This window comes from Parazoarcus communis, from assembly GCF_003111665.1.
GTDB classification, from domain to species: Bacteria; Pseudomonadota; Gammaproteobacteria; order Burkholderiales; family Rhodocyclaceae; genus Parazoarcus; species Parazoarcus communis_B.
In genome coordinates this window covers 3,334,281-3,348,555 of the sequence record NZ_CP022188.1, presented here as the reverse complement: position 1 = coordinate 3,348,555, position 14,275 = coordinate 3,334,281, and the positions used below count along the sequence as shown (strand labels likewise).

The 14,275-nt window shown below is 57.5% G+C and carries 15 protein-coding genes and 1 tRNA gene; 9 read left to right on the top strand and 7 right to left on the bottom strand.

What is annotated here, in order from left to right:
• Window positions 1-194: 194 nt before the first annotated feature.
• Window positions 195-998, bottom strand: a complete 804-nt coding sequence (locus CEW87_RS15335) for a sulfite exporter TauE/SafE family protein (protein ID WP_108974344.1) — start codon at window positions 996-998, stop codon at window positions 195-197.
• Window positions 999-1,225: 227 nt separating this feature from the next.
• Window positions 1,226-2,227, bottom strand: a complete 1,002-nt coding sequence (locus CEW87_RS15330; protein ID WP_108974342.1) for a YeiH family protein — start codon at window positions 2,225-2,227, stop codon at window positions 1,226-1,228.
• 100 nt (window positions 2,228-2,327) lie between these two features.
• Here CEW87_RS15330 and CEW87_RS15325 point away from each other — a divergent pair, with 100 nt between their 5' ends.
• A complete protein-coding gene (locus CEW87_RS15325; RefSeq protein WP_108974340.1) occupies window positions 2,328-3,218 on the top strand; it encodes a LysR substrate-binding domain-containing protein in 891 nt (296 codons plus the stop codon).
• A gap of 259 nt (window positions 3,219-3,477) precedes the next feature.
• Here CEW87_RS15325 and CEW87_RS23045 read toward each other — a convergent pair whose 3' ends face one another.
• On the bottom strand, window positions 3,478-3,870 hold the full coding sequence (locus CEW87_RS23045; protein WP_420094145.1) for a hypothetical protein: 393 nt from the start codon (window positions 3,868-3,870) through the stop codon (window positions 3,478-3,480).
• 736 nt (window positions 3,871-4,606) lie between these two features.
• Between CEW87_RS23045 and CEW87_RS15315 the strand changes: the two genes are divergently transcribed.
• Window positions 4,607-5,860 (top strand): DUF6538 domain-containing protein, encoded by a 1,254-nt coding sequence (locus CEW87_RS15315; RefSeq protein ID WP_108974336.1) that lies wholly within the window; start codon window positions 4,607-4,609, stop codon window positions 5,858-5,860.
• Window positions 5,861-6,028: 168 nt separating this feature from the next.
• Here CEW87_RS15315 and CEW87_RS22460 read toward each other — a convergent pair whose 3' ends face one another.
• Window positions 6,029-6,172 carry a hypothetical protein gene (locus CEW87_RS22460; protein ID WP_159098179.1) on the bottom strand — a complete coding sequence of 48 codons (144 nt, stop codon included), beginning with the start codon at window positions 6,170-6,172 and terminating at the stop codon, window positions 6,029-6,031.
• Between the two features lie 537 nt (window positions 6,173-6,709).
• Here CEW87_RS22460 and CEW87_RS15310 point away from each other — a divergent pair.
• The 6 genes from CEW87_RS15310 to CEW87_RS15285 all read left to right on the top strand — a co-directional run bounded on the left by CEW87_RS15310 (window position 6,710) and on the right by CEW87_RS15285 (window position 10,235).
• Window positions 6,710-7,300: a recombinase family protein gene (locus CEW87_RS15310; RefSeq protein WP_108974334.1), complete on the top strand. Its 591-nt coding sequence runs from the start codon at window positions 6,710-6,712 to the stop codon at window positions 7,298-7,300.
• A gap of 207 nt (window positions 7,301-7,507) precedes the next feature.
• Window positions 7,508-7,783: a hypothetical protein gene (locus CEW87_RS15305; RefSeq protein ID WP_108974332.1), complete on the top strand. Its 276-nt coding sequence runs from the start codon at window positions 7,508-7,510 to the stop codon at window positions 7,781-7,783.
• A complete protein-coding gene (locus tag CEW87_RS15300) occupies window positions 7,780-8,094 on the top strand; it encodes a hypothetical protein (protein WP_108974330.1) in 315 nt (104 codons plus the stop codon). Before CEW87_RS15305 ends, CEW87_RS15300 begins: the two co-directional genes overlap by 4 nt.
• Before the next feature lie 16 nt (window positions 8,095-8,110).
• The gene (locus CEW87_RS15295; protein WP_108974328.1) at window positions 8,111-8,377 is read left to right on the top strand and encodes a hypothetical protein; all 267 of its coding nucleotides are present in this window, start codon (window positions 8,111-8,113) and stop codon (window positions 8,375-8,377) included.
• Between the two features lie 6 nt (window positions 8,378-8,383).
• Entirely contained in the window at window positions 8,384-9,214 is an 831-nt protein-coding gene (locus tag CEW87_RS15290; RefSeq protein WP_108974326.1) for a hypothetical protein, read from the top strand.
• 487 nt (window positions 9,215-9,701) lie between these two features.
• The gene (locus tag CEW87_RS15285; RefSeq protein WP_108974324.1) at window positions 9,702-10,235 is read left to right on the top strand and encodes a hypothetical protein; all 534 of its coding nucleotides are present in this window, start codon (window positions 9,702-9,704) and stop codon (window positions 10,233-10,235) included.
• Window positions 10,236-11,147: 912 nt separating this feature from the next.
• On the opposite strand, the gene CEW87_RS15280 is transcribed toward CEW87_RS15285, so the two are convergent.
• From CEW87_RS15280 to CEW87_RS15270, 3 genes are all read right to left on the bottom strand, one after another.
• Window positions 11,148-11,765 (bottom strand): KilA-N domain-containing protein, encoded by a 618-nt coding sequence (locus CEW87_RS15280; RefSeq protein WP_159098178.1) that lies wholly within the window; start codon window positions 11,763-11,765, stop codon window positions 11,148-11,150.
• 461 nt (window positions 11,766-12,226) lie between these two features.
• Window positions 12,227-12,316 (bottom strand) — tRNA-Ser (locus tag CEW87_RS15275).
• A gap of 58 nt (window positions 12,317-12,374) precedes the next feature.
• On the bottom strand, window positions 12,375-12,722 hold the full coding sequence (locus tag CEW87_RS15270; protein WP_108974320.1) for a carboxymuconolactone decarboxylase family protein: 348 nt from the start codon (window positions 12,720-12,722) through the stop codon (window positions 12,375-12,377).
• 167 nt (window positions 12,723-12,889) lie between these two features.
• Between CEW87_RS15270 and mltF the strand changes: the two genes are divergently transcribed.
• Window positions 12,890-14,275, top strand: coding sequence for a membrane-bound lytic murein transglycosylase MltF (mltF, locus tag CEW87_RS15265; RefSeq protein ID WP_108974318.1), 1,386 nt, complete (start codon window positions 12,890-12,892; stop codon window positions 14,273-14,275).

Here is a 14,275-nt window from a genome sequence, read left to right as displayed (position 1 = left end):
TGATTCCTTAAACCACACAACCTGTTATGACGAGTTCTAACTAGCAAAACCGGTGCCAGTTTTTCGCACCGCACAATTAATTTTAAGCTGTTGTTTTCGTTATGTTTTTTATTTCTATCTAATGTTGCAGTCTATTTATCGTTTAATCACGTGCACTGCTACGGTGCGACACGCACCACAACTGGATTCAAATCTCAAGTCGGCCAGATTTTTACGTCGATCAGAACGATCAATTTGTACATAAACGGAATCCCCGCAATCCCACCAGCGAGCAAAAGAAGAATCAGTACGATTCGGCGGAGAAAGTGACGTGAGATCCTCTGATACATCTTTACCCCAACCCACCCACCAATATGAAAGAGAGGGAAAAGGGCGATGCCAGCAATCAGGATCGAGAACGGCATTACGCCCGTGAGCACCAGAAGGACGCATGACACCGGATACAAAACAGCAAAAAAGATCACGAAATTTGCACGTGCTCGATATGAGTTCGGCTCGATCCCCATTAGATAGAGGATGGCAGGCGGTCCACCAACACCACTAAACCCAGTTAGCAGACCGCTCAGCAGACCAACCACCGACGAAGACAGGCGTGAACGGATATTCGGTAACCGGACACCGGACATCAGCACCAGAGCGCTCGCCATCACCGCAGCCCCGATCACGGGACCAAACAGCTCTCCCGGCACCCAACTGCCTAGCCATACGCCCGGCGCGAGGGCGACAGTGGCTGCCAGCGTCAGCGGCCATACAACCGAAGCATCCATTTCGTCGTTGGCAAGGCGCATGCTGCTCGGGCTCAGTGGAAACAAGCTCAGAACCGTGATAAGACACATCGTGTCGCGTGCAGACATCACCAGGCTAAACAGTGGAGCCATCAGCAGCGCCGCACCGAAACCAGTCAGGCCTCGAACAATCCCCCCAGCAATGACTGCTATCAGAATCATCACCCAGGTAGCCGGGGAATGATGACCAAGCAACATTTGTAGCGACTCCACATCAGACTCCTGAAACTAGGGATTCCATCCGCATCGGACCGACACGGCGCTCATAACCTGTCATAACAGGCTGAGCAAGATATGTGCCCTAACTCAGAACGGGGAGAACCCCACCAATCCACTGTTTACATTTGTCTTTTTTATTCGTGGTAGAGAGATGCGGTATGCGTGACACCCTTCATTGGTGCAGCGCGAACGCCCATGCACCACAAACAAGGTCCTTCCAACTAAGTCGTCAGCTTTATGAGCACCAAACCTGCCGTCATCAGGTAGCCCCATAGCAGCAGGACAAGCACCCAAACCCGGGCACCACCCGCACGTACATCGGCGAACTGAGTCACCATACCGAGAGCAACCAGCCCCACCGCCAAAAGTGCATCTGCCAGCAGCGCTCCAGTCTGGCGCCAAACCTCAGGAACCAATCCGCCAAGGTTTAGCAGTAGCACTCCAAGGAAAACCCACAAGAATGTAGGCAGGCGAATTCTGCTGCTGGCCTTGCCCTCACTACGACCGTTCTGCAGGGCAATCCATAGAACCGCAGGCGCGAGCAACATCACCCGCAGCATTTTCTGCACCAAAGCCGCGCTATCCGAATCGGCCCCAACCATCGCAGCGGCGGCGACTACATGACCAAGTTCGTGCACGGTCAGTCCGATCCACTGCCCGGCGGCGGCACCCGATAAATGGACCAACGGGACGAGCAGCGGCATCAGGTACATCGCCAGCGTGCCGCAAATCACGACTGACGCAACAGCAGACGCTACATGCCGCGCTCGGGCGTTCAGTACACCGTCGGCCGCCGCAACGGCTGCAGCACCACAAATTGCGCTGCCGGCACCAATAAGCATCGCAAGCGTGGGGTCCAGTCCCAGCCGACGCCCCACCAGGCGCGCAAGCAACAACGTCGACGACACGATAACCAAAGCCAATACCAAGCCCTTCCACCCCACAGCTGAGAGGTCTGCCAGGCCAAGCTTGAGCCCATACAAGGCAATACCTGCCCGCATCACCGTCCCGCGGGCAAGTGCCAACCCCGAGCCGCCCGACCGGGCCAGTGCTGGCCACAGGTTCCCGACCAGCATACCGAGCGCAATCGCCAGCGGCAGCCAACCAAGCCCGTGGCTGCTGAAAGCGGGCATGGCAGCAAGTTGTGCCGCACAAGCAGCAAGCACGATACAAGTCAGCAGACCAGGGTGGATGACTGGGCGTAGCAGTGCAGTAATGTTCATCTGGATGAGATATGGCTATTCGGTATGGCCATAACCATAGCGCTCAGTCTAAGATTCCCATAGACACTAAAAGTGAACTTCTCATTCCCTGGGGTTATGCATGAATCTCCATCTGCTCAAGGTCTTCGTTCGCGTCGTCGATGAGAACAGCTTTTCGCGTGCGGCAGAGTCGCTCGGTATCAGCCAGCCCGCCGCGTCCAAGTCGGTGCGCGAGTTGGAGTTTCAGCTCGATACCGTGCTGCTTGAAAGGCGGGGGCGCTTCTTCGAGCCGACCGAGGCGGGTGCGGTTTTACTGAAATACGGACACAGCCTGTTTGCACTGGAGCGAGAAGCCGACGAGGCCGTACGCACGTTCAACGGCCTTAACCGTGGCCATCTGAAAATCGGTGCTAGCACGACGATCGCAAGCTATTGGCTTCCACCCTTTCTGCGCCGTTTCCACGAACGGCACCCGGCCATCACACTGCAGGTCACAGCAGCGAACACTCAACAGATAGCAGAGCATCTGCTCCACTGCAGCATCGACGTTGCGTTGGTTGAAGGTGTCATCGATGATGACCGGGTTGAGACCCGGCCATGGCGCAGTGAGGAAATGATTGTGATCTCACCACGCGACTTCCCCCTGGATACAGATCTTGATCCATTGGCCTTCGGGCAACACGCGACCTGGATCATGCGCGAGCGCGGCTCGGGCAGTCGTGATGCCACGGAGGCTTTGCTGCTTCGCATCGGCACTACCGCCGGCGCTATCATTGAAGTTGGAAGCAACGAGGCAATCGTTCAAGCAGTCGGGGCCGGTGTCGGCGTTGGAGTAGTGCCACGAATCTGCGCTCGCGATGCGTTGGCGCTGGGCAGAGTGCGGCGTCACGTACCCAATACGGGTCCTGTCCTACGACAGCTCTATCGGCTCCGCCTTCCACACCGGCCAGTGAGCCCAGCCGCACTCGCCTTCGAGGCACTGCTCGCCATGCCCGAGCAGAGCGAGGAATAGCGTGCATCGGAGCAGTTCTGCAGGAGAACTCCCAGATCTTAGTATAAACGTCCGGCAAAGTTACCAGTGACTTGACGCCGTGGCACGAAGAATCGGGGCATGTCAGTGAAATAGCATTAAGCTAGCACTCTCGAAAAAAAAACCTTCTAAATTTGATGCTTTCGTACATCGTTTTTACTTTTGCATCAAATAAAATCCAGAAATCGGCCTGATCTTCAGCCAAAAATGAACAGGCTCTAGACCTTCGGCAGCATTAGGGCTACCGCGATCTTAATGTACGGTATTCGTTTCTGATCTCGATTCGAGTCGGTTCTCGCATCCCACACGCACCGTACATCGCTGACCGTTTTGCCTCGATGGCAGCCCTGTTCTGCATCAAAGAACCCGCCTCAATGTCGTATGAGCGCCGCGCTTGTTCGCAGGCGCGAGAGTCGATTCTTGGCGACTGCTGATCAGATGGACTGCGGCTAGCCTGAGACGCCGATTCATATTTGTTCATGCGTTCTCGGAGTTCTTGAACCTCCCGGCGCAGTGCTTGCTCTCGACTGCCTGATGCGTCAATAGTATTGGGACTGGCATCAACAGGGCGGCCCGAGGTCTTTCCATGACACGGCACGTCAGAAAAGACGATTTTTCCCGACCCATCTTCCACACACTTAAACACTTGTGCAGAGGCCGGTGCGGACAGGAATATGATTCCCGAAACCGCGAGAATGAAGATGCGCACAGTATGCCCCGCGACATTTAATGAGTGTCGCCAACATCATAAATCGAGATACCGCTATCGTGTAAAGAGCTTAACGGCTCGTTCTGGGGACAGTCCGTGCGACGGGGGCACACCGCAGGAAGGGGGCGAGGGTGCTGGTGGGCTTGGTCCATCCCCCTCCGGGGGTGAGGAGTTGCTAACAAATGCGTTCCGAATGTGCGCTAACGCAACACGACCAACTAATACGTTTGAAGGCATGAGCAACAAGGACCTTCTCGCCCTGCTGGAAGATTCCGAAACTTTGGGAACTTCCCTTTCGAACACGAACAGCTGATGCGCCTGGGCACGATGCTCGACGCGCAGGACTGTACAATCAATGAGTACTAAGCGGAGCTAGCGGGCGTGTGATCGACAAGGCTGGGGAAACCCGGCTTTTCTTGTTGGGTGCCGCTGATGCGCCAGTGCGCGCAAGGCGCGTGCAGTTTGGCGGGTTCTTAGGCGGGTAGAAAACAAAAACGCGCCAAAAGGCGCGTCATTGTTCAGTACTTGGCGGAGAGGGTGGGACACTCCGCACTTCGACCCTGAAGCCCAACAACCACGGTATTTCTGGGCTTTCAGAGGCATAGCGTGTGGTAACTCCGTGTGGTAACTTCACCACTCCCGAGACCTATTCATCACTGCAATGCCGAATATCGAGAAGCGTCGAAACGTCTGGTATGCAACGCTCCATGTCCCCGAAGATGTCCGCTTTCAGCTGGGCAAGTCGAAGCTGTTCCAGTCCCTCCAGACAACCGACAAGAGGACCGCTGAGAGCCGAGCGGCAATCGTGGTCGCCAAGTGGAAAGCCGAGATTGCCCAAGCAAGAGGGACGTCTGATCCCTTCCTGAACGAAGCCATGAACTGGCGACGAAGTGTCGAGCAATACGACGACAAGGATCTTGCAGAGTCCATCCTACTGGAGCATGTCGAGACCGTTGTCGAACCGGTGAAAGGCTTCCAGACCGCCAAGCAGTTCTACGACATCGCCTCAGGGCAGCGCCGAGCGTTGGCTCTGATTGTTCCCGAGTGGAAGGCAGGCCTGCAGCTGGAACCGAAGACAATCGATCAGATGGTGAAAGACGTCGGTCGCATGGTCGAGAAGTTTCCGACCACCGAGGGGCTGGACCGGAAGTCCGTCCGCAAGTGGCTTGAAGGACTGTCGACAGGACCAGAGCAACTGTCCCCCTCCTCCATCCGGCGCATTGTCGGGTTCTGTCGGAACTTCTGGCGATACCTGCAGGAGACACAGGAAGTATCCGCCGACAGTGACTCACCGTTCGTTGTCCCCTCCTTCGCCAAGGAGTCGAAGCGGAGCAAGACCTCCTCCAAGAATGGCTGGATACCGTTCCATCCTGCAGACGTCATGAAGCTCCATCAGAAGGCCACCGAGAAGAAGGACCACCAGCTGGCCGACCTAATCCTGATCGGTGCCTATACCGGCGCACGAATCGAGGAGATCTGCTCCCTCAAGGCCTCGGATGTTGGTCTCGACTTCCTGAAGATCACCGACTCGAAGACCTCCGCAGGGGTGAGGACCATTCCGATCCACTCATCACTGATAGACACGGTCGAGAGGTTGAAGAAGGAGTCGACCGACGGTTACCTCCTGTCGGGCCTGACGTTCAACAAGTACAACGACCGGTCCAACGCTGTCGGGAAACGCTTCGGGCGACTGAAGGACGCTTCAGGGTATGGCGAGAAGCAGGTCTTCCACTCGATACGGAAGACCGTCGTCACCCTGCTGGAGAACGCAGGAGTGAGTGAGAACCTGACGGCAGACATTGTCGGACACGACAAGCCACGCATCACATATGGGCTGTACTCTGGAGGGGCCAACTTGGAAGTGATGCGAGAGGCACTGGAGAAGGTCAGTTATCCAAAGGACTCTGCAAAGTAATGCCCTGTTGTTCGTTCGCGAAGCTCAAGGACTTCACGTAAACACTAGGCTTACGGCAATCTCTGTTGACGCCCGAAGGTCGGGTCCGTAATGTGTCAACTGGTAGCGCCCTGCTACCAAGAGGAGCCCCGGCCATCACGGCCGGGGTTGGGGAAGTAAAGTGTGAAGTTACCTGATGCCACCAAGGAGGTGCGCCAACACCTCCAACACTTGCTGAAGTTCTACCAGCAAGTGGGTGGCAGTCAGGAGCCATTTGCCTGTTGCACTCATTAGTGCAGCAAGCAGTTTCAAGACGACAATAATCTCCGTCATCTCGCTTTCTCCTTATGCTCGGTTGAATTCAGTGTTGGGCCTTGTGGGCTTCGACTGACTACCGTGCCCCACTGCACGGAGCACATCAAGCGTACCGTCTGAAAGTCAATTGCGCAAATGAATTAATTTCAATGTAAACAGCAAGTTAAGATTCCGCCTTGTGTGTCAATCTCAATATTTGCCTATATACAGGCCCTTTTTTTCGCGAAGTTTTCGTTTTTCCTGAAAATTTCCGTGACCATATCTTCCCCAGCGCGGATTTCCAGTTACCCCCCGGCGGCCCAGTAGCCCCCTTCCAGCGGCACCCCTCCTTTTCCTAGGCCTACCGGCAGCAGGACCGACTGCGACCTCTCGTCCAGCCCAGCCGGGAACAGCAGCACCTCTCCAACCTGGGACACACTGTCCGTTTGAGCTACACCCTAACCTGACGTCAGACACTGCGCTCTAATGTGTGTATCTAGGGTCTGTTCTGCCATTGCTTGACACTCTGATTTGTGGGTCTTAGAGTCTATCCTGACACTTTCAGGAGGCGACACCATGAACACCAACCAGACACCCAAGGGCCAGACTGTCGGATACATCCGGGTCTCCTCGGTCGACCAGAACACAGACCGCCAGCTTGACGGGCTTGTCGTCGATCTCGTCTTCACAGACAAGGCCAGCGGCAAGGACACCGAGCGCCCCCAACTTCAGGCAGCACTGGCACACGTCCGAGCGGGTGACACCTTGGTCGTCCATTCGATGGATCGACTAGCCCGGAACCTTGATGACTTACGGTCCATCGTGAAGGGGCTGACCGGTCGGGGTGTCGTTGTCCAGTTCCAGAAGGAGGGGCTGACCTTCACCGGGGAGAAGAACCCGATGGCAGAACTCCTGCTGTCGATGCTGGGGGCTGTCGCACAGTTCGAGCGGGAGCTGATCCGAGAGCGTCAGCGCGAAGGGATCGCCATTGCGAAGACCAAGGGTGTCTATAAGGGACGCAAGAAGGCCTTGGATGACACCAAGGTGGCCCAGCTGCTGGCCCGAGACAAAGAGAACGGAGGCAGGAACAGGGCTGCACTGGCGAAGGAATTCGGGATCAGCCGAGAGACGCTCTACACGTATCTGAAAACTGAAACTGCAGTTTAGCTACACGATGACTGCACGTTCGTAGAAGTGGCTTTAATGCAGGAGACACTTTTTCCTGTACTGGCTTACTGACGTTGCTCCATTCCTTGGTGTGTGTCGATTCAGGGGTTGCACTTCAATGTGCGCCCCTGTTTCGCATTCTGGGCTTTGGGAAACGGTCGGTTGAGCCTGTTCCTTTTTTCAGTTCAACTCCTCAAGGACCACGCAATGTCCCTCCGTAAGTTCCACTTCCAGAACCCCGCATCCCTTTCGGCCTACTTGGTCACCCTCTATTCAGACCACACCGGCAAGATCTCCGGCCATGCCAACCGGCAAGCCCTCAAGAGCGACCGAGGTCTCAACGCTGCCGAGATCCCGACCGTCTATCTCAAGGTCGACCAGCAGATCGGCTCGATCCTCCTCGGTGCCGGTGCGACCGACAGCTACCTGTCCCAAGTCCGAGCCTTCGACGACGGCAAGCTACTGGCAGACGTCCTCCCATGAGCTTTCGAGACTCCCACCGGCAGCTGACCTATCAAAACCCGAAGTCCTTCTCGATCTGGGCTGTCCGCATCGCTTGCACCCCTGATGGTGTGAGCAAGGCAGTTCAAATATCGCAGGACGGCGTTCGTATCGCCTCACAGACCGGCCAGTGGCTTGAATCCAGTCCGCTGCCTCGCGTGGTCTTCCATGTCCACCCGAAGAAGATCCCCGACGTCCTCGGCAAGACCGAGAGCCTGATCCATCAGATCCCGGCCTTCATTGCCGACCCTGAAGACCAGAAGCCAGTCCGACTGGCAGACCTCCTCCCGTAACTCATTGAGACACCAAATGCACACCACACCTCACGAAAAACTGTGCGCCCTGCTTGGGCCGGTTAAACCGCGTCCGATCCAGATCGCCCCTGTCCTCTCGACAGAGAAGAAGGCCCACCACCTTGGTCTCCACCTGTCGGCAGAGGAACACGAAGCCCTTCAGAAGGGTGTCGACTCCCTGATCAAGTCGGGCTTTCCCATGAACAAGTCCGCCTTCGTGCGTCTGGCAATCATGCTGACCTCGCAGGCCTACTGCCAGATCCCCAAGAAGGACGAGGAGTAACCATCGATGAGCGACATTCAGCAGGCCGAAGCCCCCGAGATCAATGTCCAGTCCTACGAGCGACTTACGTGGTCCGAGGCTGACCTCGTTCCCGACTATGACGCGACCGGAGTCTTTGCCACTGCACAGAAGCCGGGAGGCGGACGCGCAAGGACACTGACGCCTGAGACACGGATCACTGTCGGTCGGGTACAGATGCCGATCAGGGCTGCTATCGCTGCCGGTATCGTCCGACAGGAGGCCGATGGATCCTACCGTGAAGTGTCCCAGGATGAGATCCGAGCGGAAGCCGAGCAGAAGTCGGAAGCGGAACAGAAGGCCTACGAGGAGAACCACTTCGATGCTCCCGACAGTGAGACCGCAGCCTTCCTGACCGACCTTGACGCATCCTTCAGGGAAGCAAGGATTGACCCGATGACCGCTGCCGCTGCCTACCTCTCGGGGAGCGCCGAGTCTCAACTGAAGGCGGTCGCCATCGCTGAAGGCGTGAGTCCCGAGACCCTGCAACAGAACATCGACGCTTGCTTCGACCGCTACAAGGCACAAGCGGACGACTTCCTGTCCTCGATGGGTCTCGATCCTGAGCAGGTCTGGGAGTTCGAGCGGGACAACGTCGACCGACACCGGTCAATCGGTGGCTACCTCCGACACCTCCAGACGGGCGACAAGTCCTACTACCGGGATCTTGCCGACCAGTTCATGAAGTCCGGTAGGTTCCAGCCGAAGCTGCCCGAAGGGGTGACGATGAAGAAGACTCCTGCAGGTCGGGAGTATGTCGACATCCCCGGCTATCCGCCGATGAGCCTGTCCAACGCTCGAAGACTCAAGCTGATCTGATTTCTTGCCATCCACGTTCGTGGAAGTTGTCCCTCTGCCGGTGATCCGGTAGGGGGACTTTTTTTCGTCCCGATCCGTAGGGGTGCCCAAGATGAGCCGCAAAGACGAAGACGAGATCCCGCCGGGGGTGATGCCAGCCCCGCCGAAGTTCAACGAAGACGGTAACCCGATCTGTCAGCTATGCGGGAGACGACTGGTCCCCGGTATCAGAACCGGAGGTAACTGGTCGCGGGACAACATCGGACGGGGAGTGCACATCTGTTCGCATCACCCGAAGATCAAGCCGATGAAGCCCATTGACCCGCCTCCGAAGAGTCGCCTAAGCCACTACATAGAGACCCACAAGCGGAGGAAGGCAGCAGGTCTGGTGTGGTCGCCTATGCACGGCTGGACCCGACCAGAGCAAGACACCACCAACTGACACCACACACCAAGCAGCCCCGGAGATCGAAAGGTCTTCGGGGTTTTTCTATTTGAGGAACCCGAGATGCACGACACGAGCACTTCCCACCTTGACCACCTCCAGATTCTCACGGTCGCCCCTGTTCGCAGACGGTTGCAGGTCACCGAGTATGTCGACACATCCACAGGCGAGATCCTGACCGCTGAAGAGGTCCGCAAGCTGGGCGTGAAGGAGATTCGAGCGGACGCACGTATGAGGCGGGAGAGAGCCTTGGCAGCGCTCAGGGATGAGGTCCGACAGTTTGCCGAGTTCGTTCTCAGCTTCCGAAACGGACGAGGTGCCTTCACTCCCGGCATGGACCAGCTGTGCAAGTGGTACGCCTTCATGCTCGACAGGAGGCCCGACAACGTCCGCCGACTGATTCCGAAGCTGGCTGAAGGCGGGATCGTTGAACAAACCCCGCACGGTGAGTGGGTGCCGACAAAGGACTTCATGTGGATACGAGGCCAGACCACCAAGGGGACGGTCCACGGTGAGTATGCTGCCGCGCTGACGAAGTTCGACCGTATCCGACTCAGACGACAGGCCCAGCAGGAGGCGCGGCGAGAGGCTGCCTGATGCTGAGTAATCCCCTCATTTTTTGAGGGCATGAATCATTAAAAAACAGTCACTTAATCAAGTGCGCCCTTTATGAAGAAAGAGATCGAATAAAAGTGGGACTGTAAGTGTCCTTCAGCATGACCGCCTTCAGGACGGATCTCCGATCCGTCACCCCATGCTGTAGCCACCTTCCACCCTCATCACTGAGAAAGACAATCAATGATGGTCTCTCTTTATTGATGGGATGGAAGAGAGGGTAAAGGGGTCAGCCTCCCCGGTCGGATGATTACGGCTTCGCCTACACCCTCCCTCTCCAGCAGTAGGGACTGATAGTTCCCCCTTCATCCTGACTTGTCTTCGCCATCCTTGGATTGTCTTCCAGTCCACCTGGGTGGACCTGCAGTCGACGATCAGCCGCTCGGTTTAACCACCCTACCTCCAAGACCCTCAAACCGCTTGTAGAGCCTCTAAAGGCCTTCCAGCCATTCCTACACTTTGTGTCTACCGCTTGTGGCACCCGGGACTGTATCCGACCAGACCACCCGTCTTCCGGTCAACGGAGAAGGCCTAGGAGCCGCTTTCAGGGGCCGAGGCAGGCTACCCTATGTCGACTGCTAGAAAGCGATCTTGGGGATCTCTTGTGTGGCCTGCTGCAGGGCGACCAAGGTATCCGGCAGTCCCACTGCCAGCACAGCCGACTGTTCCGGCTTAATCACCGGAATCCGGTGTTTTGATAAGCTCCTTGTCCCGGTAATTCCCGGTACTAGTCAGCGCAGCTACGTACTCACGAGTACCTTCTCATTGGTTTTCAAGGACAAGGCCTCTGGCAAAACTCATTGGAATTCAATGAGATTAACTTCAAACTCTGGGCGAGGTGGGGAACGTACTCGTAGGAACACTTGAATCAACAGCGCCTCAGCTTGCGTGAGGTCAATCCCCGGATTTCCGGTGAGTGCCGGTGGTGGGGTGCAGGCCAGAGCCTCGACGGACGCAGACCCATTCCTTCTCCGCGAATTGCTCGACCAAGGCCTGCATCATCTGCTGGTTCGCCATCATGGTCTGCTGCAGGGCGACCAAGGTATCCGGCAGTCCCACCGCCAGCACAGCCGACTGTTCCGGCTTGGTGATCGTGACCTCGGCCTTCTTGGTCAGGATGTCGTCGATCATCATGTCGCACCAGACAGCGAACTTGACGTCGAGCCAACGGGCGAAGAACACGGCCAGCTTAGGGTGTGCCCAGGTTCCGACAGTAGGGTGTGTGTGGTAACCCTTCTTGGAAGTGATCACTGGAATGTCAGGGATCAGTTTGTGGAGCGCATCAATGTATTCTGCGGTCTCGACGTTCGCTAAGAAGTTATCCACCCGCTTCCCAAACGCCTTAGCTGCGGCGGTCATGTTGAAGTAGCCATCCTCGCGGAAGACGAAGGGTGTTCCGTTGTAGTCCTTGGTGTGCTTACCGGCCCCGAGATTGGAAATAGTCGGGCTGATTCCCCCATCACTTACTTCGACAAATTCCCCCGAATTCGGGGTATTTAGTTGGGAGGTCAATGCTTCGACGTACCCCTTACTCCTCGGAAGTGAGGAGTTAAGGGTCTCTGACAAAACTCACTGGAATTCCAGGGAATTAACTTCAAACTCTGGACTTGAGGGTCATTGAAAAGAGCATCCCTGGAATTCCAGGGATGCTCGGCAAGAGAGAGGCCGAAGGAGCCTCGGTCCTCACTGGAATTCCAGTGAAGAGGCACCCCTGCAAAAACCATCGGGATTCCGATGAGTATCCTTGCGGACAGATGGGGGGAATATCCCCGGTCTCTCCCTTGTGACGAGAGACCCGGGAAAATCCCGCATCACTTCACAAAGGCCTCGACGTCCCGCACGACCTCCAGAAACAACAAGCCCCACTCGGTCTAAGACAGGTGGGGCGTGTGGTAACTGCGTGTGGTATATCAGGCTATGCTAAATTTCCTGAACCCCAGCATTGGCGCGGGTTTCACGGCCATCAGGGTAACTGGCGGAGAGGGTGGGATTCGAACCCACGGTAGGCTTGCACCTACGCCTGATTTCGAGTCAGGTACATTCGACCACTCTGCCACCTCTCCGCTCGAAGGCCGCGATTATAGACCATTCGCGAAAAAAGTGAAGAGCTTCGAACGAATTTCAGGCCTTGGGCGAAAATTCGTCGAAAGCGCGCACGGCTTCTGCTGCATACATCAGTGCCGGGCCACCGCCCATGTAGGTGCATACGGCGAGGGTTTCCATCAGCTGCTCGCGCGTTGCGCCCAGGCGGATCAGCGCCTTGACGTGGAAACCAACGCAGGCGTCGCAGCGCGAAGAGACGCCGATCGCCAGTGCGATAAGTTCCTTGTCGAGGGCAGACAGGGCGCCCGCCTTCATTGCAGCTTTCGACATGGCGCCGAATGCCTGCATGGTGTCGGGGATCTCGGAGCGCAGGTTGCCAAGGGCTTGAGAAACGTCACCGGTGATCTGGGTAAAGGATTTGGACATGGGGGCTCCAGCGGTATTTAATGAAACGCTAATTTAACATCTCGCTCGAGTCCGTTTCATGACTTCGATCAAACCAGCATTGCGCAACGCAGCACGGCTCACGGGCTGATTGCAGATCGGAGAGGCTACGCGCAGAATCCGGCGACCTCATCGAGCAAACGACGCCCTTGCGCCTTTTCCTTCTGTTTCTTTCCACGCTGCTGCTTGCTGCCTGTGAGCCCCAGCCGCCAGCCCGCCTGCCCGACTTCCGGACGCAGGGCGAGCTGCGGGTCGCCACGCGGATAGATGCGATCTCGTACCGGGAGGACGAGGACGGCACGATCTCGGGTTTTGAGCACGACCTGCTGGAGCGCCTCGGCGAGTCGCTCGGGGTGCCTGTGCACTACGTTATCTACCCTGATGCAGCGCGGGCAATCGATGCGGTACTCAATGGCGAAGCCCACATGGCTGCAGCCGGGCTCGCGCGCAATGATCGCTTCCCGTTGCGCTGGTCGGCACCGCTGCGGGACGTCGAATATGTTCTGGTCGGCACAGCGGGGAGTCCCGAGATCACGCGTGAAAGCGATCTCGCTGGACGCACGGTGACGGTGCGCAGGGGCTCGCTGTCATCGGAGACCATCGACCGCATCCGCAGACGGGTTCCGACCCTCACCGCGAAGTACGCCGCACGCGAGGGCGACCAGGCGCTGCTCGCCCAGCTCGCCGAAGGCAGGCACGACCTCGTCGCGACTGACCGCGTTCATTACAGCGTGGCAGCCCAGATCGCGCCCGAACTTACCGTAGCCTACGACTTGCCCGTCAAGAGCCACGTTGCCTGGGCGTTGCCGATCGAAGGTGACGGTGGCTTGGCCGGGCACGTTGCCACCTTCATTGAGGAGGCGCAGTCGGGCGGCCTGATTGCCCGCATCACCGATCGCTATTTCGGCCACGTCCGGCGACTCGACGAACAGGACATCACCACCTTTCTTGCCCGCATTCAGGAGCGCCTGCCCCGCTATCTCAAGCACTTTCAGGATGCCGAAGCGAAGACCGGCATCGACTGGCGCTACCTCGCGGCCATGGCCTACCAGGAGTCGCACTGGGACCCGCTGGCGACCTCACGCACCGGGGTGCGCGGGATGATGATGCTGACCTCGGAAACGGCAGACCGCCTCGGGGTGAGCAATCGTCTGGATGCGCGCGAGAGCATCCTGGGCGGCGCCCGCTACTTCTCAATGATGGTGGACCAGTTGCCGGACGAGATTCCGTCTCCCGACCGCCTGTGGATGGCGACTGCGGCGTACAACCTGGGGATGGGGCACTTCAACGGCGCGCGCGCGATCGCTCGCCGGCTGGGCAAGGATGAAACTTCGTGGTGGGAGATGAAGTCCGTGCTGCCGCTGATGTCGCGGCCAGAGTATGCGGCGCGCCTGAAGTCGGGCCCCGCACGGGGTGGCGAGGCGGTCATCATGACCGAGAACGTGCGCAACTTTCACGACATTCTGACCCGCCTGCACGTTGTCAGCCCCACCCTGTCGGGCTCACCGCAACTGCGCTTGAGCCGACAGGAGTAG